Consider the following 23899-nt stretch of genomic DNA (forward strand, 5'->3'; position numbering starts at 1 on the left):
GCGATTAAAAGCGGTAAAAGCATCACTATACCTCAACCGCTAGTTGAACCAGTTTTTTTATAAAACCCCTTGCCATCCTCCAAAATTCATGATATATTATTTCTTGTGCTGCAAGAGATTTAAATTTGCGGTCGTGGCGGAATTGGCAGACGCGCACGGTTCAGGTCCGTGTGGTAGCAATACCGTGGAGGTTCGAGTCCTCTCGACCGCATCCTAATGAAGAAAGCTTCCGAGTTGTCCGTAAGGGCAGCCGGAAGCTTTTTTGTTGTAATGCGGGTAAAACAAAACATGCCATTACAGATCCTGAAGGGCTCCGTTCTTGCCTTATTGAGGCATGTCGCATATAGAAAATTCATTCAAATGCTGATACATAATGCGGGTTAGCTCCGTCTTTTATACAGTAGGCTTCTTAATTAGGAATATCATACAACCTGTCCTACGTAAAATGGGGGTAATATAACATGGATTTTCAAGGTGTAATCAGCGCGCTGCTGCCTATTCTGTCTAAGGTATTGATTGTTGGGCTGGCGGTTTTAGGAGCTCTGGGTCTCTCTTATACTTTATACCGCAAGAAGGGCGGGCAAAGAAGGCTACCGCTAAAAAAGTGCATAACCGCTCTATTGCTCATCATGTGGTTCGGTATCGTAATGGTGTTGACCACCTTTAGCAGGGGCCAGAACTTTGAAGGGTGGGTTAATTTCCGGCTGTTCAGCGGTTATCTAAGTGCCTGGCATCAATGGTCGCTAAGCGAGTTTCAGCTAATTATTTTTAATATGCTGATGTTCATGCCGCTTGGATTTCTAATTCCGCTTCTTGGGATGAGAACCCGGCGTTTTACTCGTGTGCTTTTGACTTCTCTGTTTGTCACCATCGGTATTGAGCTTTTCCAAATGATTAGCCGCAGAGGCATATTTGAGCTGGACGATATCCTGCACAACACGATTGGCAGTATAGCAGGCTACCTGATGATGAACGCCATATTAGACAGTGTAAAGCAGCGAAAGCTGGCTTTTCGTTCAGCAGGGCTTGCGCTATGCATTCCGCTGGTTTTTGTTCTATTGTTCACTGGTGCAATAGCCGTTTATCAGAATAAAGAGCTTGGCAATCTGTCCATCCGTCCGGCCATTAAGCAGGATATGCGCGAAGTCGGGGTTGAACTTAAGGCCGAGCTTCCGGAAGAGGCAGAGCCGGCGTCACTTTATGTCAGCGAAAGGATCTATGATTTGGAGTATGGAAAGGAGATGGCGGCACTTGTCGAGCGGTCCTTCGATCTGCAGCGTAAGGAGGAGAACCGGATTGATGGAATGAACCGGATCTGGTCATTCGTGGACCGTGACGGGAATCCGTACACCTTCAACTATAACTTAAAGGACGGCGGGTGGCAGTTGTATATCGAGGGCGACCGGAATCTCACGATGAGTGAAGCAGAAACAGCAGAGCATAAAGAATTCTATGAAAATTGGATGCGGTCCAACGATATTCTTCCGGAGGGCGCCGTCTTCAGCATACAGAGCGGGGATACGCTGAGATGGGATATTAGCCAACCTGTGGCCGCGATTGCGGAGAACGAGAAGGATTTTGCAGAGGGGATGATTATGTTGATTCCGTCTTCTGAGGGTCAGAAGGCTCCCCTCGATTTGTTCCATGCTATGAACGAGAATAAATACGTACGTAAAGCAGAGTTAATCAGCCCGGCACAGGCTTATGAGGAAGTCCTTCAGGGGAACTTCTATATATATAACGATTTGAAGAAAGGCGATTTGCTGCGCATTGAGCAAGTTGAGCTTGAGTACACCTATGATTCAAAAGGGTATTACCAGCCGGTCTACAACTTCAGCGGAACGGTGAACGGAGAAGATTGGAATACTCAAATACCGGCCATATAGAATTCATTGGATTCTAAAGGATAAAACTGCCCTAAGCTGTCATGGTTACTCATGGCAGCTTTTTTGTTCGGAGGTGTACGACTTAGTAAGATAACAGGGCTGAAGCCGGACTTGCGCTCTGCCCTTTGCGGAACTGTGAGGGGGACATGCCGCTGAGCTTATTGAATACTCGGTTGAACTGGGAGAAGCTGTTGAATCCGCACTGCCCGGCAATCACGGTAATCTTGAGCTTGCTGTAGATCAGCATCTGCTGGGCATTGCGCACCCGGGTCATCTGAATGTAGTCGGTCAGGGTGAAGCCGGTGATTGCCTTGAACTGATGCGATAAATAATAGGAGCTGATGTAAAATTTTCTGGAGATCGAATCGAGCGTCAGCTCCCCGCTGTAATTGCTGTGGATGTAACCGGTGATTGAATAAATTTTCTGTGTAAGGCTGTCCCCGATTTCCTCCTGCACATAGCTGTTCCGGCTCCGCTGCTGGTATAAAGCGCACAAAAACTGCTGGAACAGGCTGTGAATCAGCACAGGGTTCAGCGGGGAAGCGCTGTGGGACATCGTGAAAATAGCGTTAAGAGGCTCGAACACAGTTCTGCGGGGTTCACGGGTCAGGCGGTAAATCGGCACTTCTTCTTTAAAAGAGAGGAACATTTCTTTGTAGGCGGACTCAAGGCCCGGGATGTTTTTGGGCATGGCAAAGTTAATGATCAGCCGCTTATGCGGAGGGCCCACAGGATATTGGGTTTTATGCAGCAGATGCGGACGGAGCAGCACAATGTCGTACTGCCGGAGGGCATACATATTTCCCTCGATAACGTGGGTGGCCCTGGAATCCAGCAGAATATGAATTTCGTAAAAATCATGAAAATGCTGAAACTCCATATTGATGTCATGGGAGCGCTCGTCATAATCAAAATAATAAAACAGAGGATCGCCCGGAGCGTTGATGCGTACGCTATATCCTTGCTCATACAAAAGGTCGCTTTCAAGCATAACCGCACCGCCTTGTTTGTGGATTCCAACCCAATTATATGCCCCCAAAAGCAAGATTTGCAATAATCAGGGGATACAATAGCAAAAACAACGTAGTTTTTGAGCCCTGTTGTTTGTTATAGTCCAAGGTGAAAGCGGATACAGGAGGTGGAGTCGGATGTTTTGGACAGAGGAAAAGCTGGTGCGGCGTCAGGCTGAAATCGGAAAGTTCAGATACCGCAAGGTAATGGAGATTACAGAGCTGGAGTTTGCCGAGGATGAGGCTGGAGCGAATGGTGTATATCCCCGGGAGATTTCTTTCCATGATACCATCAGGCTGCAGGAGCGCTGGGCCGGACGGGATCTGTATATCTGGCTGCGGGCGGTGGTGAAGCTGCCTCCAAGCCAGAAGGGCTGCAAAATCGCCGGAATCTTTGACTTCGGCAAATCCGGAAGCTTCAATAATTCCGGGTTTGAAGCGCTGCTGTTTGTGAACGGAGAGCCCTACCAGGGCGTGGATAATAATCATAGAGAGGTTATTTTTAGCCAGGAATTAGGCGGGCAGACGGTGGAGCTGGTCTTTCGGCTGTGGTCGGGTCTGGAGGGCGGCGGGCCACCCGTTATCCAGGAGCATAAAATCAGCGAAGCCATGATCGGCTATCTGGACGAAGCCATTGATGATCTGTTCTTTATGTCCCAGGCGGCGCTTGACACCTGCCGGTATCTGGGCAGCGACCAGCCGGAGAAGCAGTGGCTCACAAAAGCGCTGAACGACGCCTTCCGCGAAATTGACTGGTCAGAGCCGGGATCGCTAGAACATAGACTCTCGCTGTACCGCGCGGGTGACAGCCTTAACCGGGCGGTTGAAGCCATGCCCAAAACCTTTGATGTTACGCTCACGGCACTCGGCCATACACATATTGATGTAGCCTGGCTGTGGCAGCTGAAGCATACACGGGAAAAGATTGCCCGTTCCTTCTCCACCGCGCTGCGGCTGATGGAAGAGTATCGGGAGTATCAGTTCATGCAGCCCCAGCCCCAGCTGTACGACTATCTGAAGAAGGACTATCCTGACCTGTACACACGGATCTCGGAGAAGATCAAGGAAGGCCGCTGGGAGGCGGAAGGCGCGATGTGGCTGGAAGCGGACTGCAATATTCCGTCAGGCGAGTCGCTGGTGCGCCAGATTCTGGCGGGCAAACGCTTTTTCCGGGAAGAGTTCGGTATCGAGAGCAAATATTTATGGCTGCCGGATGTGTTCGGGTACAGCTGGGCTTTGCCGCAGATTTTGCGCAAGTCAGGCATCGACACCTTCATGACGACCAAAATCAGCTGGAACCAGTTCAACCGGATGCCGCATGACACCTTCTGGTGGCGGGGAATGGACGGATCGGAGATCCTGACCCATTTTATTACAACCTCGGAGAAGAACGGGGCTCCTTATACGTATAACGGACGGATGACTGCAGGCCTGCTGCGGGGAATCTGGAACTCGTACCAGGACAAGGAGGTCAATGATCACCTGCTGTTTGCTTACGGCTGGGGTGACGGCGGCGGCGGACCTACACGGGAAATGCTGGAGCTGAGAAGGCGGTTTGATAAGCTTCCGGGAATGCCTGCAATCAAGACGGGCAGCGCCGGCGAGTATTTTGCGGGGCTTCAGGAGCGAATCCGGAATACAGACGGCTATGTGCATACATGGAACGGCGAGCTGTACTTTGAATACCACCGGGGCACCTATACCTCCCAAGCCCGCAATAAAAAATATAACCGGCGCCTTGAGCTCCTGCTGCGGGATGCCGAGTGGCTGCATACGCTGGCCGGTGTAAGAAAGGGAAATCTGGAAACTGCCTATCCGGCGGAGGAGCTGCGGGGCATCTGGGAGATCCTGCTGCGCAACCAGTTCCATGACATTATTCCGGGATCCTCGATCAAAGAGGTCTATGAGGACAGTGACCGGGAATACGCGGAAGGAGAAGAGCGGGCGCTGGTGCTGATTCACGGCAGCGGTCAAGCCGGGGATGATCATGTCAGCCGGAAGTATCTCACGCTGCTGAACAGCTCAGGCTGGGACCGTCCGCGTTATGTGGAGCTGCCGGCAGAAATGGCGGGCGGGGAGGCAGAGATCATCCGCGATGCAGATGGAATGCCTCTGGAGCAGCAGCGGACGGCGGACGGCGGCAGGCTGCTGTATGTCACCTCGGTGCCAGCACTTGGTACGGCGGTGCTGCAGGCCCAGGCGGAGGAGCAGGACAACACCGGAGCGGAGCACGGGGCAATGCTGGCAGATGCCGATGGCAGCAGCCTGAAGACACCTTTAATTGAGGTGACCTGGAACGAACAGGGGCATTTCACGTCCATACGCGACCGCGTTAACAGCCGCGAGCTTTTGGCGCCCGGGCAGCGCGGCAATGTGCTTCAGGTGTTTGAAGACAAGCCGCTGGACTTTGAGGCCTGGGATATAGATCTCTTTTACCAGGAGAAAATGAAGGAAATTACGCAGCTCGATGAATGCGCCCTGGTTGAAAACGGCCCGCTGCGCGCTGTTCTGCGCATGACCTGGAGCTACCACCGCACGTCGGTTACCCAGCACATCATATTTTACCGGGATACGGCCCGGATTGATTTCCGCACGGTCATGGACTGGCACGGGCATAACCAGCTGCTGAAGGTAGCCTTCCCGGTAGATATTCATGCGCTGGAAGCGACCTATGATATCCAGTTCGGCAACGTGAAGCGTCCGACGCACTGGAATACAAGCTGGGACTATGCCAGGTTTGAGACGGTGGGGCACCAGTGGGCGGATGTCAGTGAAACCGGGTATGGTGTAGCGCTGCTCAATGACTGCAAATATGGCTATGACATTAAGGACAGTGTGCTGCGGCTGACGCTGCTGAAATCGGCTGTCCATCCGGATCCGGAGCAGGATCAGGGTCTGCACAGCTTCACTTATGCGCTTTATCCGCACACCGGCGGTTTTGTCGAGGGCAGGGTGGTCCAGGAGGCCTGGGAGCTTAACAATCCGCTGCGTACGGTGGCCGGGAATCTGGGCGGAGCGCCGCTGTTCTCCATCAAGGGCAGCAATGTGCTGATCGATGCCGTAAAACGCTCGGAGGACGGCAGCCATGTCGTACTGCGCCTGCACGAATATGCCGGATCGCGTACACAAGTGCGGGTGGAGAGCGCCTATCCGCTCACAGCCTGGCAGGAATGCAATCTGATGGAAGAGCCGCAGGGAGAGTGGCGGGAGGATGACTTTGAGTTTCCGATCAAGCCTTATGAGATCAGGACATTCAGAATACAGATGGGGAAAGCATAGCCTTTAAAGGCAATCCAATATGGCTGAAGAAGGGACGGGGCGGCAAATGGACAACAGCTTGATTAACAAGGCGGAAATAACCGGGAAGCTGGATAAAGTGACGGAAAAGCTGCTGAGACTTGCGCGGCCGGACAACGAAGCGGAGATGCAAAGCCTGGGCGGGGATGCGGAACGGCGGGGCTATTTTGCCCGTGATTTCGGAATGGATGAATGGGACTGGCCGCAGGGCGTGGGGCTGTACGGGCTTCAGAAGCTTGGGCGGCTGTTCGGAGATGACCGTTACCGTGAATATGCCAAGCCGTGGATGGAGCGGCAGCTGAAGCTGGGGCTGCCCAGCCGGAACATTAATACAACAGCCCCGCTGCTGTCGTTAATGGAGCTTGCGGAGGCGGAGGAGCTGAGCCTGGACTGGGTCAACTGGCTGATGCAGGACCTGCCGCGGACGAAGGAGCAGGGCTACCAGCATGTCACCACAGGCGCTGTCAAACAGGAGCTCACGCTTCATGAGCAGGAAATCTGGATTGATACGCTGTTCATGGCAATTCTGTTCACGGCGAAGATGGGTGTAAAGTACGACAATGCCGGGTGGCGGGAAACTTCGCTGCACCAGCTGCTGCTGCACATTAAATACCTATATGACAAAAAGACGGGGCTGTTCTTCCACGGCTGGCATTTTGAGGAGCGGCATAATTTCAGCGAAGCCTTCTGGTGCCGCGGCAACGGCTGGTTCGCGCTCGGCCTGCCGGAGTACCTTGACCTGATGCGCCCGTATATTTCGGACGGCGTATTCATTTATCTCCAGCAGGTGCTGCAGGCCCAGGCTGAGGCGCTGCTGGCCTGCCAGAGCGGGGACGGGCTGTGGCATACACTGCTGGATGACCAGGACAGCTATACGGAGACGTCCGGCTCTGCGGCGATTGCTGCAGGCATTCTGCACGGTTCGCGCAAGGGGCTCCTCCCGGAAAGTTATGCAGAGCCTGCGCTCCGGGCCATCCGGGCGGTGCTGGGCAGAATAGATGATGAAGGCACAGTGCTTGGCGTATCCGGCGGCACCCCGATCGGTGTCCGGAAAGAGGACTACAAGGAAATTCTGATCGCCCCTATGGCCTATGGCCAGGCGATGGCTCTGGTAGCGCTCGGTGAAGCGCTGTATTACTGCTGAGGCTGAACACGGGAGGCTGCGGCTGTGTGCAAATCGTACAGAACATCGCGGTTGAGGTGGGTCTGATGAAATGCTGCGTAAGGCTATTTGCGATGGAATAATTATGGCCGGAATGTACTTTCAGTATAGCTGCATGCCACGGCAAAAGTATAAAAAATAATGCTTGTAGCTTTGGCACGGCTTGAAGTATACTGATCTCGGGATGGTTAAGCGCTTACTCCTGGGAGGATAAGCGAACATGGTAAATCCAATCGTAGTTGGCATTATCGGGGCTGGCCGGATCGGCCGCCTGCATGCGGATAATCTGCGTCTGATGCCGTCATTTAAGCTGAAATCTATTGCTGAGGCTATGGTCACTGAAGATTTGCTGGCCTGGGCAGAGAGCCGCGGCCTTGGTTCTATATTTGTAGACGGGGAAGAGCTGCTGCAGGACCCCGAGATTAACGCAGTGTTCATCTGCACGCCGACGGACTCGCATGCTTACTGGATTGAGCGGGCGGCCCGTGCGAAAAAGCATATTTTCTGCGAGAAGCCGATCAGCCTGTCTTCAGAGCAGACCAGCCAGGCGCTGCGTGTGGCAGAGGAGGAAGGCGTGCTGCTCCAGGTAGGCTTCAACCGCCGGATGGATCCGAGCTTCCGCAGGCTTAAGCAGCTGGTAGAAGCCGGAGAGCTGGGCAGTCCGCAGGTCGTAAAGATCACCTCCCGTGATCCTCAGCCGCCAAGTGAGGCATATGTGCTTTCTTCCGGGGGCATGTTCATGGATATGACGATTCATGATTTTGATATGGCCCGTTACCTGATGGGTGAAGAAGTGGTGGAGGTATATACCCGGGGTGCCAATCTGGTCGATCCGATGTTCGGCCGCTGCGGGGATGTGGATACAGCCGTTATTACGCTGACTTTTGAGAGCGGGGCTATCTGCGTCATTGATAACTGCCGGAAAGCTGTCTACGGCTATGACCAGCGTGTGGAGGTGTTCGGCTCCCTTGGTTCGGCCACCGCAGACAACTGCCGGGCGACCACAGTGGAGGTGTCCACCGCATCTTCGGTCACCCGCGATCAGCCGCTGCATTTCTTTCTGGAGCGGTACAACCAGGCCTTTACCGATGAGATTGCCGCTTTTGCCCGGTCGGTCAGTCTGAATGAGCCTGTGATCTGCAGCGGCCATGACGGGCAGCAGGCGGAGCGGCTTGCCGAAGCGGCCAGACAATCGCATCTGACCGGCCTTCCGGTCAAGCTGTCCAATGCTGCGAGCGGGGAAGTCGCAGCAGCACAAGCACTGTAAGCGTGTGCATAACCAGAGGACCGAGGAGGCCGATAACAATGTGCGATTTACTCATTAAGGGAGGGCAGCCCGGCAAAGACGGGCTTGTCGCGGCAGTGAGCAAGGAAAGTGCCGGATGGAAATACGTCGGCTTTGAAGTGTACCAGCTGCAGTCCGGCGGTGTGCTGAACCGCCGGGATGAAGAGAATGAAATCTGTCTGGTGCTGCTGGCCGGCAGGGCAGATGTGAGCGTGGACGGCCAGCGGTTCGAAGGCATTGGCGAGCGCATGTCCGTGTTCGAGGATATAGCCCCGTATGCGGTATATGTTCCAGCCGGGAAGGACTACGAGGTTAAAGCGTTATCCGAGCTGGAGCTTGCCGTCTGCCTTGCGCCGGGGAGCGGCAAATACGGAGCAAGGCTGATCGCTCCGTCTGATGCCGTGCCTGAAGACCGCGGCTTCGGCAGCATGTCGCGCCGGGTAGTGAACATTCTGCCTGAGCAGAGTGAAGCTGAAAGCCTGCTGGTGGTGGAGGTGCGCACAGGCGGCGGCAACTGGTCCAGTTATCCTCCGCACAAGCATGACCGGGATAACCTGCCTGCGGAGTCTTATTTGGAGGAGACGTATTACCACAGGGTAAATCCTGCTAACGGCTTTATTGTGCAGCGGGTGTACAATGACGACCGCAGTCTTGACGAGACGCTGGCCGTGCCCGACCGCAGCATTGTGCTGGTGCCTGAAGGCTATCATCCGGTATCTGCGCCCCCGGGCTATGATTCGTATTATCTTAACGTAATGGCCGGACCGGTCCGCACCTGGGTATTTCATAACGATCCGGATCACGAATGGCTGTTTGGAACACGCCCGGAGTAAGTCAGCCGGCAATAACGCAAATGCAGTGGCAGGGGGGCTTCCGGATACGGAGGCCTCTTTTGCGCAGTTGCCTGGGCAAATTGCCAGGCAGGTGTTGAGTTACCTGTGTCCGGCTGGTAGTGCGGACGGCCCGGAACTGCCTGAAACTGCCTGGAACTGCCTGGTGGCCGAGAGGGGGAGGCTTAGGCAGGCGGCTGGACTGAAGCTGTAACTGACTGAGGCTAACTGTGACTAAATGTAACTGAATGTGATGAGTGTAGTTGAATGTGACTGAGTGTAGCTGAATGTGACTGACTGCAAATGGCTGCAACTGACTGTAATTGGCTGTAACTGACTGCAACTAACTGACTGTAATTGGCTGTAACTGATTGCAACTAACTGACTGTAACTGGCTGTAAATGACTGCGGCTAGCTGTAACTGACAACTGGCTATAACTGATGTGACTAACTATAATTGACTACTAACTATAACTGACGTGACTCTGTGCTGCATAGACACTGCCGGACTAGTTCCCTATAATCGAGTTATACAACGGCAAGAACGTAAAGGCGGGCTTACAGATGATGAAACCTACCATATATGATGTGGCACGGGAGGCGGGCGTCTCTATTGCTACAGTGTCCAAAGTGCTCAACAATAACGGGAGAATCAGCGAGAAAACGCGGGAGAAGGTCCAGCGGATCATGGAGGAGCTGAATTATCAGCCAAGTCTGGTCGCTTCTGCGCTGACCAGCCGCCGGACAGGTACGATTGGCCTGATGATTCCGGATATCGCCAATCCTTTTTTTGCCGAGGCGGCCCGCGGTATAGAGGATTATGCCCAGGAACAGGGCAGCGATCTGATTGTGTGCAGTACGGACCGCAATGACGAGAAGGCGGAGCGGTATATCTCGCTGCTTCTGCGCAAACGGGTGGACGGCCTGATTATTGCTTCGCATATCGGAGAGCCGGATATGATCCGCCGCCTGCTGGCCGACAGGGTGCCGCTCGTGCTGTTTTCCGCAGATCTGCGGATGATCGAGAGCCACAGTGTCACGGTAGATGACTATAAGGGCGGATACCAGGCGACAGAATATCTGCTGTCCCTGGGGCACCGCAGGCTGGGCATCATTTCCGACAATCTGCCGGGGAGCAAGCTGCGCTCGGAGGGCTTCCTGGATGCGCTGAAGGATGCCGGAGTACCCTTCGGCAATCCGGCCAATATCACCCATACGTCGGCTACACTGGAGAACGGGCGCACAGCGGCTGCAGCTATGCTGGGCCAGGATGAGGAGCATCGGCCGACTGCGATCTTTGCCTGCAATGATCTGCTGGCAATCGGCGTGCTGAAGGAGGCACGCAGCAGAGGCCTGTCCATCCCCCGCGACCTGTCTGTCATCGGCTTCGACAATACGATGCTGGCCGAAATCTGCCACCCGGCACTGACCAGCATCGCCCAGCCCCTCCGCGAGATGACGGATCAGGCGATGGTGCTGCTGAACGAATCCATCGACAATCCGGACAGCCCCAAGCGCAAAATCATGCTGATGCCGGAGCTGGTTGTCCGCCACTCTACGGGCCCGGCACCGGATTGAAGTAATTGGCAGTGCTTTTCCTGCTGGAAGATGGAGCTTGGATGGCTTGAATAGCATGAGTAGCTTGAACAGCTTGAATGACTCGAATAGCTTGAGTAGCTCGAACAGCTTGCACAGCTCGAATAGCTCGAATAGCTCGAATAGCTCGAACAGCTCGAACAGCTCGGATAGCTTGAATAGCTGGCGCCGGATCGCTATGGCCCCTTACTTACACGAACGGGTGATCCAAATTGCGTTCTAATTAGGTTCAGCTTTGGGGATTCGTCAGAAAATAGTAATGGGGTGTGGCAAAGTCTGCATCAGCGAGAGAGCTGCAGCGCTTAATTGGATTTCCTCCACCTAATTCTGCTGTTTTTCATCATTTATGAGCTTTAGTTGGAAATTCTCCAGTTATTTGGGCGGATAAAGGCCTCGAAGGACTCATTCGGTACTTTTAAGTGGAGTTTTTCCAACAAGAATTGTAATACCGGGATTTATCGGAGGATTAGATGGAGAATTTCCACTTAGCTTAATCTATACGCGCTCCCAGAGACCATTTTCCATAACGCGGCTAATCAACAAGTCTGTATTTTCTGCAATATACGTACAGCACTTGGACTAATTTTATCTTAGCTATCAACATAACTGCACTCCATGCAACTAAAAGCCTCTATTCGCGCGCCGGGAGGCTTTTAATTGCATTTTCTGCAGTTAAAAAACGGCTTGAACGGGAAAAGGGGGCTTTGCCCCATTTTTAGCTGCACAGACTACAGTTAAAATCTCAAATCCGGCCGCTCACCTTGGTATAAGTGCAGAAAATACAATTAAACGCTGTGCATCCCCCCGCAGAGGTTGCCAGTTACTCCTAATAGGGGGCCAGTAACTCTTTGGTTGCCGGTTACTCCGTTTAGGAAGCCGGTAACTCTTATCATGCTGCTGATAACTCCTGGTAGTTTGCTAGCATCATAATTTCTGGTGATGGCCTGTTTCCCGTATAGCGGCGGGGGAACAGGCCTTTTTATGCGTGGCTGACCGTTTGTATACAGTATAAATAAAATTTTTAGTTAACGCTTTCAAAATTGTGATTGCCAAATCATAATTTCTGCACTATACTGAGAAAGAAAATTAGGTTAAGCGCTTACCCCACCCCACTGCTATTTAACAAATTAACTCTCAACACAAAGAGAATTCCACGGATTCTTTTTCGCTCAGTCTCTTCATTCGCGGCTATACTATTCCAGGTTTTTTGAGCAGCTGTTATATCAGATATTGCCCCGTAGGGCACGAGTAGTCCCGTTCACTGGAATTTATTCTCCTAATCAGGTTGAATTTGAAAACTCTGTTAATCTTTAAAAAACTCCAGATTTTTGGCGGTTGCGATGCTGATCCAGCGGATTAAGGGGAAGGAGAAGAAAACGAAAACAGCGGAATAAGGATTGCAAAAAGTGAAATAAAACGTCCCCGACCCTTAATACCTGGCTGAAGCTCCACAAACACTCATAATCGACACACTCACTGAAGCTTTGCTTAAGGAGGCTTATTATGAACGGTTTACAGTTTGATCCTGCCCGGCCCATGGATTTAATCGCCGTCGGAAGGCTCTGTATAGATTTAAATGCCAACGAAACCGGAAGACCGATGGAAGAGACGATGACGTTCACGAAATATGTCGGCGGCTCTCCTGCGAATATTGCGATTGGTGCGGCCCGGCTCGGAATGCGCACCGGGTTTATCGGCAAAATCGCCGATGACCAGATGGGCCGCTTCATCCGGACCTATCTGCAGAAGAACGGCATTGACGACAGTCAGGTAAGTATTGACCGTACCGGTGCAGTGACCGGGCTTGCTTTTACCGAAATACGGAGCCCGCAGGAATGCAGCATTCTGATGTACCGGGATAATGTGGCGGATCTGCTGCTTGATACGGAGGAGATCTCGGAAGACTACATCCGCCAGTCGAAGGCACTGCTGATCTCAGGCACGGCACTGGCCCAGAGCCCATCCCGCGAGGCGGTGTTCCTGGCGCTGGAATTTGCCCGCAAGCATAACGTTACCGTATTCTTCGATCTGGATTACCGCCCATATACCTGGAAATCGGCTGCAGAAACAGCTGTCTACTATAATCTGGCCGCAGAGAAATGCGACTGCATCATCGGAACACGCGAGGAATTTGACATGATGGAGAATCTGTACCATGCGGAGGGCGGAGATGATAAGGCAACGGCCGGCCGCTGGTTCTCGCATCAGGCGAAGCTGGTTGTGATCAAGCACGGCGGAAGCGGTTCGATCTCTTATACGGCGGATGGGCAGAGCCACCGGAGCGGTATTTTCCCGGCCAAGGTGCTGAAGACGTTCGGAGCAGGTGATTCCTATGCATCGGCTTTTATACACAGCCTTATGCAGGGCGCAACCGTAACGGAGTCCATGCGCCGCGGAAGCGCATCGGCCTCCATCGTAATTTCCCGCCACAGCTGCTCGGATGCCATGCCGACCCTGGAAGAGCTGGAGAATTTCCTGCAAGCCAACGAAGAAGTGGACTCTGCAGCGGACATTCGTGCCGCTCTGTAGCGGCAGCAGAACAGCTGCAATACATCATACATCATTAGAGCCGAAGGAGTGGTCAGGATGGAACAGCAAACGGTGCAGGTATTGAAGAATTATATCAACGGGCAATGGGAGGAGGCGGCTTCGGAGCAGACGGAAACGGTATATAACCCCGCCACAGGGAAGGAACTGGGCAGAGTGCCGCTGTCCGGCAAAGAGGATGTGGACAGGGCGGTTGCAAGCGCGAAGGCGGCTTTTGCAGACTGGTCCAAAACACCGGTACCGCGCAGAGCGCGGATCCTGTTCAAGTATCAGCAGCTGCTGGTGGAGCACTGGGATGAGCTGGCGGAGACCATTACGATGGAGAACGGCAAAAGCTTCAAGGAAGCCTACGGTGAAGTGCAGCGCGGCATCGAGTGTGTGGAGTTTGCAGCCGGTGCGCCGACGCTCATGATGGGCCGGCAGCTGCCGGATATCGCCACAGGCATGGAATCAGGCATGTACCGCTATCCGATCGGTGTGGTCGCCGGGATAACCCCGTTTAATTTCCCGATGATGGTCCCCTGCTGGATGTTCCCGCTAGCGATCGTCTGCGGCAATACCTTTGTGCTAAAGCCTTCGGAGCGGACTCCGCTGCTGGCGGCGCGCCTTGCCGAGCTGATGGAAGCGGCCGGACTGCCGAAGGGTGTGCTGAATGTGGTGAACGGTGCGCATGATGTAGTCAATGGCCTGCTGGAGCATCCCGATGTCAAAGCGGTCTCCTTCGTCGGGTCGCAGCCGGTTGCCGAGTACGTATACAAGAAGGGGACGGCCAACCTGAAGCGGGTTCAGGCGCTGGCAGGCGCGAAGAACCACTCCATTGTGCTGGCAGACGCGAATCTCGAAGCCTCGGCAGCGCAGATTGTGAGTGCAGCCTTCGGCTCTGCAGGCGAGCGCTGCATGGCCTGCTCGGTAGTTACGGTGCAGGAGGAAGCCGCAGATGAGCTGGTCTCGATCCTGCTGCGTGAATGCGACCGGATGAAGATCGGCAACGGCCTTGCGGAAGACACGTTCCTGGGACCGGTAATCCGTCAGGGCCACAAGGACAAAACCGTTGGATATATTGAGCAGGGTGTAGCCGAAGGGGCGAAGCTGCTCAGAGACGGCCGGGAGGATGCCGCGGTACGGGGAGAGGGTTATTTTATTGGACCGACGGTGTTTGACGGTGTTACGCAGGAAATGAAAATCTGGCAGGAGGAGATCTTTGCCCCCGTTTTGTCCGTGATCCGCGTTAAGGATGTGGAAGAGGCGGTGGAGATTGCCAATGCGTCACGGTTTGCTAACGGGGCCTGCATTTTTACAAATGACGGCGGCAAAGTGCGCTACTTCCGGGAGCATATCGAATCAGGCATGCTTGGCGTCAATGTCGGCGTACCTGCACCTATGGCCTTCTTCCCGTTCTCCGGCTGGAAGGATTCCTTCTATGGCGACCTTCACGCGAACGGCAGCGACGGTATCGAATTCTATACGCGCAAAAAAGTAGTCACTGCCCGCTGGCAGTAGAGATACGGGGAAGGAGGCAGTCATGTGGAAACGATCAGACTAACAACGGCGCAGGCGCTGGTGAAGTTTCTGGAGCAGCAGTATGTAGACTTCGGCGGCGGACCGGAGCGCTATGTACACGGGGTATTTACAGTGTTCGGCCATGGCAATGTGCTCGGCCTGGGGCAGGCACTGCAGGAAGCATCGGGGGCACTTACGGTCTACCAGGGAAGGAACGAACAGGGGATGGTCCATGCGGCGACTGCGTTTGCCAAGCAGAGCCGCAGACGGCGGATTATGGCCTGCACAGCTTCGGTCGGACCGGGTTCGGCCAATATGCTGACTGCTGCCGCTACGGCAACAGCGAACCAGATTCCTGTACTGCTGCTGCCGGGCGACACTTTCGCCACCCGGCAGCCTGATCCGGTGCTGCAGCAGATGGAGCATACTTACAATCTCTCGATTACCGTCAACGACGCCTTCAAGGCGGTGAGCAAATACTGGGACCGGATCTACCGGCCGGAGCAGCTGATGACAGCACTGCTGAATGCGATGCGCGTACTGACGGATCCGGCAGATACCGGTGCAGTGACCATTGCGCTGCCTCAGGATGTGCAGTCGGAAGCCTGGGACTATCCGGCCGAATTTTTCCGTAAGCGCGTTCACCGCGTAGCTCCGCGCCTTCCGCGGCCGGATGAAATTGCGGCCGCGGCGGAGCTGATTGCCGGCAAGCAGCGGCCGCTGCTGATCTGCGGCGGCGGTGTGCGCTATGCCGGTGCGGGAGCGGACCTGCGCGCTTTTGCCGAGAAGTTCGCGATCCCGTTCGGGGAGACGCAGGCCGGAAAAAGTGCAGTGGAAAGCAGCTGTGCCTTCAATCTTGGAGGCATAGGCGTAACGGGGAACGGCAGTGCCAATACGCTCGCTAAGGAAGCCGATCTGGTCATCGGAGTCGGTACGCGGTTTACTGATTTCACTACGGCCTCAAAAAGCCTGTTCGCCCATCCCGAAGTGGAATTTGTCACCCTCAATGCTTCCCCTTACCATGCTGCGAAGCTGGATGCGCTGGCGGTGGTCTGCGACGCTGCGGAAGGTCTCCGGGCGCTGTCTGCAGCTCTGGAGGAACGCGGATACCGCTCAGCTTATACTGATGAAATCGTATCGGCTCAGGATGCCTGGAATACGGAACGTCAGCGGCTGTGCGGTGTGGAATATAACATAAAGACCGAGGAGAACGGCAATGCGGCGCCGTTCGTGCCAGAGGTTGCCGGTCATCTCGATGAGAAGCTTCCAGAATATGCGGCTAAGCTGGATACCACGCTGGCCCAGACCCGTGCGCTCGGCATTATCAATGAATATATCCCGCAGGATGCCATTGTCATCGGGGCAGCGGGTTCGCTGCCGGGCGATATGCAGCGGATGTGGAAGGCGGCTGTGCCGGATACGTACCATATGGAATACGGCTTTTCCTGCATGGGATATGAAATCTCCGGTGCACTTGGCGTGAAACTGGCGGAGCCGGAGCGCGAGGTCTATGCACTGGTAGGCGACGGCAGTTATCAGATGCTGCACTCGGAGCTTGTGACCAGCCTGCAGGAGAACAGGAAGATCAACGTGATTCTGCTCGACAATGCTGGCTTCGGCTGTATCAACAACCTGCAGATGGAGCAGGGCCTGAACAGTATGGCGACTGAATTCCGCCACCGCGGCCCCGACGGGCGGATGAGCGGTGAACTGATGCGGATTGATTATGCAGCCAGTGCTGCCGGATATGGCGTGAAGACCTTCACTGCATCGACAGCTGAAGAGCTGCGCAGCGCTCTGGAGGGAGCCTTGAAGGAAGAGCATTCTACACTGATTGACGTCAAGGTGCTGCCAAAGACCATGACTCACGGCTATGGAGCCTGGTGGCATGTCGGTGTGCCGGAAGTGTCCGGCAGTGAAGCGGTGCAGGCTGCTTACGAGCAGAGAACCGGACAGCTGGAGAAGGCGCGCAGCTACTAAACGGAACGCTATGACGAAGAAGCTGCGGGTCGGGCTGCAGCGTTTGACGGGCAGGCGGGAATGCTGCAGTATTCCCGCCTGCCATATTTGTGAGAGATGGAAGGGGTAAATTCATATGTTCAAAGAGCATACGGTAAAGCTGGCGATCGCGCCCATCGCCTGGACCAATGATGATATGCCTGAACTGGGAGGCGGCAACACCTTTGAGCAATGCATCAGTGAGATGGCACTGGCCGGGTTCCAGGGAAGCGAGGTAGGCAACAAATATCCGCGGTCCCCTGAGCTTCTGCACCGGGCACTGAAGCTGCGCGGTCTGGAGATAGCCAGTGCCTGGTTCAGTGCATTTTTGACGACGCGCCCGTACGGGGAGACGGCTGCAGCCTTTTGCGCCCACCGTGATTTTTTGCATGCTATGGGGGCTAAGGTGATCGTGGTCTCTGAGCAGGGCCGGAGCATCCAGGGACAGATGGAAACCCCGCTGTTCGCCGGCAAGCCTGTATTCACGGACCCGGAATGGGCTCTGCTTGCTGAAGGCCTGGGCGGGCTCGGCCGCCTGGCGGCCGAGAAGGATATGTCGCTTGTATATCATCACCATATGGGAACCGGGGTACAGACGGCGGCTGAAATCGCCCGGCTGATGGAGCTTACCCATCCTGCTGAGGTTTCTCTGCTGTTTGATACCGGACACCTGGCCTTCTCGGGCGAAAATCCGCTGGAGGTGCTTACTGCCCATTTGCCGCGGATCAAGCATGTGCACCTCAAGGATATCCGTCCGCAGATCGTGGCGCGTGTCTCGGAGGAACAGCTCAGCTTCCTGCAGGCAGTCAAGGCAGGCGCATTCACAGTGCCCGGCGATGGGGCTATCCAGTTTGCCGAGATTTTTGCAGAGCTGGCCCGGTCCTCCTACACAGGCTGGTTTGTGGTGGAAGCCGAGCAGGACCCGGCGCTTGCTGATCCGCTTGAATATGCAATCAAGGCACGCCGGTATATCAAGGAAGTCAGCGGGTTGTAAAAGCAGCAAAGGCTTGTGCCTTGCAGCTGCCGGAATATACATGCGGGGCCGGCACAGCAGGGCTGTGTGCGCTCCGCCTTTTTACATGATGGCCGGCCATAGGTTGGATTCCCGCCAGTTCATTCGCTGTTTCAGCAACCGTCCGCCGGCGGAATCAGCAGAATGAAGTGGCGATAATCCAACCCGTAGCGAAATACTGGGAATCCGCCGCAGCCCGCTGATACACCTAACAACGGAAATCCCTGAACGGGGAAAAACGCAGTGAAAATCACTGATTTTCCCATGCCAGTTCGTTGGCCCGTTCCCTGTCCCATATGCTATAATGGCAGAAATTATTGACGCAATGCCCATTAATCCACGCTTGATCCTGTAAGCAGATGTATACTATGCGGCCGGACTGCGGCCTGTATTTTGACGGTTGTATAGAGGGGGTTGTCTATTGTTCCGTACCTGGTATCGCCGGTTGCTGCTATCCTACTTTCCAATTTTTTTGCTTACTGTAACGATTCTGATTTTTGCCTCCTTTGTGTTCATCAATGACATTTCACGTATGGAAACGAAGAAAGCGGACCGCATCTCCGCCAGCTACCTTGTAGATAATGTGGACAAAACGATCAGGGAAGTCGAGCTCGCGGTACTGGAGGCGGCCGAGCGCAGCGAAGCGTATAAGCTGTACTTCAACAACCAAAGTGAACCCGACCCGGGTGCTGTGTACGCTGTGGCCCAGAACCTGCGCAGTATGCTCCGTGAATCGTCCTACATTCAATCTATCTATCTCTATGACAAAAGGAATGAAAGCGTTTTAACAGAAACTGGATTAAAAGAGCTGTCCGGCTTTGTGGATGAAGACTGGATTCGCCGTATCAACTCCGGTTCTCTGCAGGAGGGCTGGCAGCCAGTCAGGGAGTATGACGATGAATTTATCGAGCGCACAGCTATCCGTGTGCTGACCATCAATAAAAATATGCCGCTGCCCTTCGGCTCGGAGGGTGTCCTGGTCATTAACATCAAGATGAGCGGGATTGAACAAATCGTTGACAGCATGGTCAATTCGCAGTTGTCTTTCCTGACCATTCTCGGCAGCGATGGAGAGGTTGTATACCAAGCCCATTCAGACAGTGAGGCCGCAAGGCAGGGCAAACCGCTGAACACGCTCTATCTGGACAGGCTCGGCTGGACCTTCTCCAGCGGGATTAAGGCGGGGAACCTGTTCGGCTGGGTATCGGTCATTTCCTATCTCTGGGTGGCGATTGCGCTTGGTACCGTCATCTGTGCGATTTTTTATCTGGTATATGTTACACGGCGCAACTATAAGCCTATTCAGGTCATTATGAACAGAATTGAAGGCCACCAGATCCGGAGCATGGACAACTCTACATACAGGCCGGATGAAATGAAGCTCATTGACGGTGTGCTGGAAGATTTGATTAACCATATGACCGATTATGATAAAAAAAGCAAGGAGAACCTGCTGCTGCAGCGCAGCCAGCTGTTCACCGACCTGCTTCACAGCGAGCGGCTGGAGCATGCCGCACAGCGGATGCAGGAGCTGTCACCGCTTACCGGTGCCCGTGATTCCTCACGGTTCATTGTAGTGCTCAGTGAAATTAACCGGTATGAGCAGGTTTTTCAGGACCGTTATACCCGGGGGGACCAGAACACGCTGAAGTTCGCCCTGATGAATGTCTTTCAGGAGCTTGCGCGAAGCAGCGAGCTTCAGGCCTGGGCGGAATGGATCGGTACGGACCGGGCGGCCATTTTGTTCCTGTCTGCGGACAGTGATGAAGAGATGCTGGAGAAGGTCCGCATGTTTGCTGCCGACTGCCGCTCCTGGGTAGAGCAGAATCTGCGGATTTCGCTCAGCTTCGGGATCGGGCCGGCGGCAGCCGGACCGGGCGCTATCCGGGATTCTTATGCCGCTGCGCAAAATGTGCTGCAGCATAAGCTGCTGATGCATGAGACCATCGCCCTGGCGGAAGGCGGCGAGAAACGAAAGCCGCTGCTTGAGACGTATAAGTACCTGCAGATGATCGCAGAGTTCGTCAAGCAGTTCCGGATGTCGAGCGGCCAGTGGCGCGAGCGGCTGGAGGAGATTTTTACGGCGTTCGAACGGGATTATCTGCAGGATGATGATATCCGCTCCCTCATTCAGGCCATGCTGCAGATGCTGAGCCGGGAGGTTGCCGTCATGTCGGAGCAGCTGCAGGACGAGCTGTCCGAGGAGAACGCCAGGGCCCGGCTGCAGCAGCTGGAGAAGGCGGAGTCTTTTGACGAAATGAAGGCTGTCCTCTCCGAGTATTTGACCGATCTGTTCCGCACATACGTCTCTGCCAGCGAGAACAAAAGCTACCGGGCTATGGTTACCGAAATGAAGAATTACATTGAAGAGAATTTCACCAACCCGGATCTATCGCTGAAGCACCTCAGCGACCGGTTTCAGGTGTCAGGCAAATATGCCAGCTATCTGTTCAAAATCGAATTTAACATGAAGTTCGTGGATTTTGTTACAGAGCTGCGGATGAAAGAAGCCGAGAGGCTGCTGCTCGAGACGGAAATGTCACTCCAGGATATCGCGCTTGAAGTGGGTTATGCCAATGCCATTACATTCGGAAGAGTATTCAAACGGGTTGCCGGAATTACACCGGGCGATTACCGTTCGTCCAGACGCGGCCGTACCAACATCAAGACATAGACTGGAGCACACGGGTTTCGGCTTGCGGATGAATCTGCATGGTTATTTTTTTGCTGTGATGTACAAGACCGTTTTCCGGTTCGTCAGACGCCTCCTTTGCAGGGCGCCAACACGGAAGCGGTCTTTATTTTAGAGCTGGAGGTATAAGGCCTGAAGACCTCTGACCTCCGGTACCAATTCATGCGAAAACAGTGCAGATTCCTGTAATGACGCGGGTTTTCGCACTTTGGAAAACGGTTTATTCTACGAAAACGGTTGGTCCGATAAACAGGAAGTCAGAAATTCCGGGGAGCAGGACATCCGAAACAGGTTTATTGTCAAGGTGCCGGCTTTCATGAAATACTGTGGTCATCCCGAACGGCAATCGGCCAGGCACCAGCCGGAAGGAACAGTTGATGAGAGAGCCGTACCGGGGATAGGTGGATAAGGTTGGGGGATTCATAAAGTCACCATTAAAGCCGACAAAGGCGAAGGAGATGGAACAATGACAGTGAATGTACAACAAAGAACGCTGAAGAAAGCAATGGGGATTGGATTAACCGCCGTAATGGGTGCTGCCCTGCTGGCTGGTTGCGGATCGGATTCAAATGGTAACACATCGGCAAGCGGAGGTTCCGCAGGAGAAGGAGGCAGCGGTAAGCGTGTCACCTTAAAAGTGGAGGTGTTTGACCGGGGGAACAGTCCGGCGCCTCATACGATCACCAACAACTTCCTGACTCAGTTTGTACAGGAAAATTTCGGTGATCCGAACAATATTGATGTCGAGTTTGTACCGGTTCAGCGCTCCGAGGAAGTTACGAAGCTGAACGTTCTGATGGCGAGCAAATCGGATGTACCCGATATCGTATTTACGTATGATTCCAGTGTGTTCTACCGATACGCCCAGCAGGGCGGTCTGACTGATGTCGGAGAGATCCTCGATGAACACGGGCCTAATCTGAAGAAATTCCTCGGTGAGGAGACGCTTTCCTACGGACAGATTGATGGCAAGCAGCTTTCCATTCCGGGCAAACGGGCAGTCACCGGGCGCTACAGCTCCTATATCCGTCAGGATTGGCTGGATAAGCTGGGCTTGCCTGTACCAACCACCACGGATGAGCTGTATACAACCTTGAAAGCGTTTAAGGAGAAGGACCCGGGCAATCTTGGAAGCAAAAATATCCCGATGGGTATGGCGCTCGCTCCGGCCCAGTTTGAAACCATAATTTATTCCTTCATAAAGCCGGTCAGAGGCGATCTGACCTATGGACAGCGTTATGAGCTTCCTCTGCACGAGGGCTTTAAGGATTCCATGCAATTTCTCAACAAGCTCTATAATGAAGGCCTGATCAGCAAAGATTTCAGCCTGGACGAAGATAAAACCCAGCTGGGCAAGGATCTGAATAACGGTTATATAGGTTACTGGTCAGATGATGTTGGTAACCTGGCTTATGCTGACGGAACGCTGGATGTCCTCTATGAAAATGTGGAGGGAAGCAAGATTACTGCTGTGGATGCTTATACCAATGCTAACGTTGACAACAAGCACATTAAATCCCGTTATGCCTCGAACGGCATGTACATCATGATTCCCAAGAGCAGCGAGCGGGCTGTGGAAGCTGTGAAGTATCTGGACTGGATGGCTTCGGACGACAATTTGATTACCATTTACAGCGGGGTTGAAGGCGAGAACTATGATATGGTTGACGGTATTCCGGTTGTTAAACCCGATGTGTCTAAAGAGTTTGCAGACCGGCTCTTCAACGGCGGCGACATGGCGATCATCTCCAACGGTAAAAACCTCGGAGACCAGGAGCTCAATCAGAAAGCATGGATCAGCGGTTTCCCGGAACGTCATAAGGAAATCCTTGAGCAGTCTTATGCCATCGCCAATACCGATACAGTCGGTCCGATTGTTTTTAACAATCCGATTGAAGCGGAGTCCAAGTATGGTACCACACTCAATGACAAGCTCGACGTAATTATCGTGAAGACAGCAATGGCTAAACCGGAGCAGTTCGAAGCGGTGTATGAGCAGGAAATGAAGGATTTCATGTCTCTCGGCGGAACCCAGCTTCAGGAAGAGCTGGAAGCAGCGCTGCAGGAACTGCCGGCACAATAAACAAATATAAAAGTGAGAACCGGAGGGAGCTGGCACGCCGCTTCGTCCGGTTTTTCTTCCCAAGGAGGGAACCGACTTGAGCAAAGCGAGCTATCTGAAGAGATATTGGCAACTGTACGCGCTGCTTTCGCTGCCTCTGATCTACTTTTTTATCTTCCGGTACGGTCCAATGTACGGTGTGCAGATTGCCTTCAAGGATTTCAATCTGTTTCAGGGCATCGGCGGCAGTGAATGGATCGGCTTTGATGCCTTCCGTGAAGTTTTTAACATGAGAGAGTTCTACACTGCACTGCGCAATACATTTATGCTGAACTTCCTGGATTTGCTGGTCTCCTTTCCGGCACCGATTATTCTGGCGATTATGCTGTATGAAATCAAGGGAGTCTGGTTCAAAAAAATCTCGCAGACCATTCTCTACATCCCCCATTTTATTTCCTGGGTTATCATCGGGGGGATTGTCTATCAATTGTTCGGCAACCAGTCCGGTATGGTGAACGGGGTGCTGGAAAGCCTCGGGCTGAACCCGATTCCGTTCCTGACTGAAAACAATCCGTGGCTTGTCACCTACCTGTTCACAGGGGTCTGGCAAAGTGCAGGATGGGGAACCATTCTCTATTTGGCAGCGCTTACAGGCGTGAACAGGGAGCTGTTCGAAGCGGCAGAGGTTGATGGTGCAACAAGAATGAAAAAGATCTGGTATATCACCCTTCCGAGCATCAAGCCGACGATCGTAACTCTGCTTATTCTCAATCTCGGCAAAATGGTCAGCATCGGCTTTGACCGCCCTTACATTATCGGGAATACAGCTGTACGTGAATATTCCGACGTGCTGAGTACTTTTGTCTACCGGGTCGGTCTGGAATCCGGCCAATACACACTGGCTACTGTAGTCGGTTTGTTCCAGGCTGTGGTCGGTCTGGTATTTATCCTCGGCTCCAACTATATTTCGAAAAAAATGACCGGCAACGGCATTATCTGATAAAGAGGGAAGGAGGCGGAGT

General features: G+C 53.7%; 14 protein-coding genes and 1 tRNA gene. 14 read left to right on the forward strand and 1 reads right to left on the reverse strand.

Going from position 1 to position 23899, the window contains the following annotated elements; genetic code table 11:
* Positions 1–127 precede the first annotated feature (127 nt).
* Together C2I18_RS13145 and C2I18_RS13150 are read left to right on the forward strand one after the other, a co-directional pair.
* Positions 128–211, forward strand: a tRNA-Leu gene (locus tag C2I18_RS13145).
* Between the two features lie 250 nt (positions 212–461).
* Positions 462–1886: a VanZ family protein gene (locus tag C2I18_RS13150; protein WP_249901590.1), complete on the forward strand. Its 1425-nt coding sequence runs from the start codon at positions 462–464 to the stop codon at positions 1884–1886.
* Positions 1887–1968: 82 nt separating this feature from the next.
* On the opposite strand, the gene C2I18_RS13155 is transcribed toward C2I18_RS13150, so the two are convergent.
* On the reverse strand, positions 1969–2877 hold the full coding sequence (locus tag C2I18_RS13155) for a helix-turn-helix transcriptional regulator (protein WP_249901591.1): 909 nt from the start codon (positions 2875–2877) through the stop codon (positions 1969–1971).
* 157 nt (positions 2878–3034) lie between these two features.
* Here C2I18_RS13155 and C2I18_RS13160 point away from each other — a divergent pair, with 157 nt between their 5' ends.
* The 12 genes from C2I18_RS13160 to C2I18_RS13215 all read left to right on the forward strand — a co-directional run bounded on the left by C2I18_RS13160 (position 3035) and on the right by C2I18_RS13215 (position 23877).
* The gene (locus C2I18_RS13160) at positions 3035–6175 is read left to right on the forward strand and encodes an alpha-mannosidase (RefSeq protein WP_249901592.1); all 3141 of its coding nucleotides are present in this window, start codon (positions 3035–3037) and stop codon (positions 6173–6175) included.
* A 19-nt stretch (positions 6176–6194) separates the two neighbouring features.
* On the forward strand, positions 6195–7337 hold the full coding sequence (locus C2I18_RS13165; RefSeq protein WP_249901593.1) for a glycoside hydrolase family 88/105 protein: 1143 nt from the start codon (positions 6195–6197) through the stop codon (positions 7335–7337).
* A 238-nt stretch (positions 7338–7575) separates the two neighbouring features.
* Positions 7576–8622 (forward strand): inositol 2-dehydrogenase, encoded by a 1047-nt coding sequence (iolG, locus tag C2I18_RS13170; protein WP_249901594.1) that lies wholly within the window; start codon positions 7576–7578, stop codon positions 8620–8622.
* A 38-nt stretch (positions 8623–8660) separates the two neighbouring features.
* Positions 8661–9473: a 5-deoxy-glucuronate isomerase gene (iolB, locus tag C2I18_RS13175; protein ID WP_249901595.1), complete on the forward strand. Its 813-nt coding sequence runs from the start codon at positions 8661–8663 to the stop codon at positions 9471–9473.
* Positions 9474–10034: 561 nt separating this feature from the next.
* Positions 10035–11048, forward strand: coding sequence for a LacI family DNA-binding transcriptional regulator (locus tag C2I18_RS13180; RefSeq protein ID WP_342760343.1), 1014 nt, complete (start codon positions 10035–10037; stop codon positions 11046–11048).
* Positions 11049–12569: 1521 nt separating this feature from the next.
* Entirely contained in the window at positions 12570–13595 is a 1026-nt protein-coding gene (gene iolC, locus C2I18_RS13185) for a 5-dehydro-2-deoxygluconokinase (RefSeq protein ID WP_249901596.1), read from the forward strand.
* Between the two features lie 57 nt (positions 13596–13652).
* The gene (locus C2I18_RS13190) at positions 13653–15113 is read left to right on the forward strand and encodes a CoA-acylating methylmalonate-semialdehyde dehydrogenase (RefSeq protein WP_249901597.1); all 1461 of its coding nucleotides are present in this window, start codon (positions 13653–13655) and stop codon (positions 15111–15113) included.
* A gap of 24 nt (positions 15114–15137) precedes the next feature.
* Entirely contained in the window at positions 15138–17093 is a 1956-nt protein-coding gene (gene iolD, locus C2I18_RS13195) for a 3D-(3,5/4)-trihydroxycyclohexane-1,2-dione acylhydrolase (decyclizing) (RefSeq protein WP_249901598.1), read from the forward strand.
* Between the two features lie 115 nt (positions 17094–17208).
* The gene (gene iolE / locus C2I18_RS13200; protein WP_249901599.1) at positions 17209–18105 is read left to right on the forward strand and encodes a myo-inosose-2 dehydratase; all 897 of its coding nucleotides are present in this window, start codon (positions 17209–17211) and stop codon (positions 18103–18105) included.
* 490 nt (positions 18106–18595) lie between these two features.
* Entirely contained in the window at positions 18596–20797 is a 2202-nt protein-coding gene (locus C2I18_RS13205) for a helix-turn-helix domain-containing protein (RefSeq protein ID WP_249901600.1), read from the forward strand.
* A gap of 484 nt (positions 20798–21281) precedes the next feature.
* Positions 21282–22898 carry an extracellular solute-binding protein gene (locus C2I18_RS13210; protein WP_249901601.1) on the forward strand — a complete coding sequence of 539 codons (1617 nt, stop codon included), beginning with the start codon at positions 21282–21284 and terminating at the stop codon, positions 22896–22898.
* Between the two features lie 76 nt (positions 22899–22974).
* Positions 22975–23877 (forward strand): ABC transporter permease, encoded by a 903-nt coding sequence (locus tag C2I18_RS13215; protein WP_249901602.1) that lies wholly within the window; start codon positions 22975–22977, stop codon positions 23875–23877.
* Positions 23878–23899 lie beyond the last annotated feature (22 nt).

The organism is Paenibacillus sp. PK3_47 (assembly GCF_023520895.1).
In the GTDB taxonomy this organism is placed as follows: domain Bacteria; phylum Bacillota; class Bacilli; order Paenibacillales; family Paenibacillaceae; genus Paenibacillus_AQ.

Excerpts from the sequence above, each read along its gene's own strand:
- C2I18_RS13150 (WP_249901590.1), top strand. The coding sequence starts at position 462 with ATGGATTTTCAAGGTGTAATCAGCGCGCTGCTGCCTATTCTGTCTAAG.
- C2I18_RS13155 (WP_249901591.1), bottom strand. The coding sequence starts at position 2,877 with ATGCTTGAAAGCGACCTTTTGTATGAGCAAGGATATAGCGTACGCATC.
- C2I18_RS13160 (WP_249901592.1), top strand. The coding sequence starts at position 3,035 with ATGTTTTGGACAGAGGAAAAGCTGGTGCGGCGTCAGGCTGAAATCGGA.
- C2I18_RS13165 (WP_249901593.1), top strand. The coding sequence starts at position 6,195 with ATGGCTGAAGAAGGGACGGGGCGGCAAATGGACAACAGCTTGATTAAC.
- iolG (WP_249901594.1), top strand. The coding sequence starts at position 7,576 with ATGGTAAATCCAATCGTAGTTGGCATTATCGGGGCTGGCCGGATCGGC.
- iolB (WP_249901595.1), top strand. The coding sequence starts at position 8,661 with ATGTGCGATTTACTCATTAAGGGAGGGCAGCCCGGCAAAGACGGGCTT.
- C2I18_RS13180 (WP_342760343.1), top strand. The coding sequence starts at position 10,035 with ATGATGAAACCTACCATATATGATGTGGCACGGGAGGCGGGCGTCTCT.
- iolC (WP_249901596.1), top strand. The coding sequence starts at position 12,570 with ATGAACGGTTTACAGTTTGATCCTGCCCGGCCCATGGATTTAATCGCC.
- C2I18_RS13190 (WP_249901597.1), top strand. The coding sequence starts at position 13,653 with ATGGAACAGCAAACGGTGCAGGTATTGAAGAATTATATCAACGGGCAA.
- iolE (WP_249901599.1), top strand. The coding sequence starts at position 17,209 with ATGTTCAAAGAGCATACGGTAAAGCTGGCGATCGCGCCCATCGCCTGG.
- C2I18_RS13210 (WP_249901601.1), top strand. The coding sequence starts at position 21,282 with ATGACAGTGAATGTACAACAAAGAACGCTGAAGAAAGCAATGGGGATT.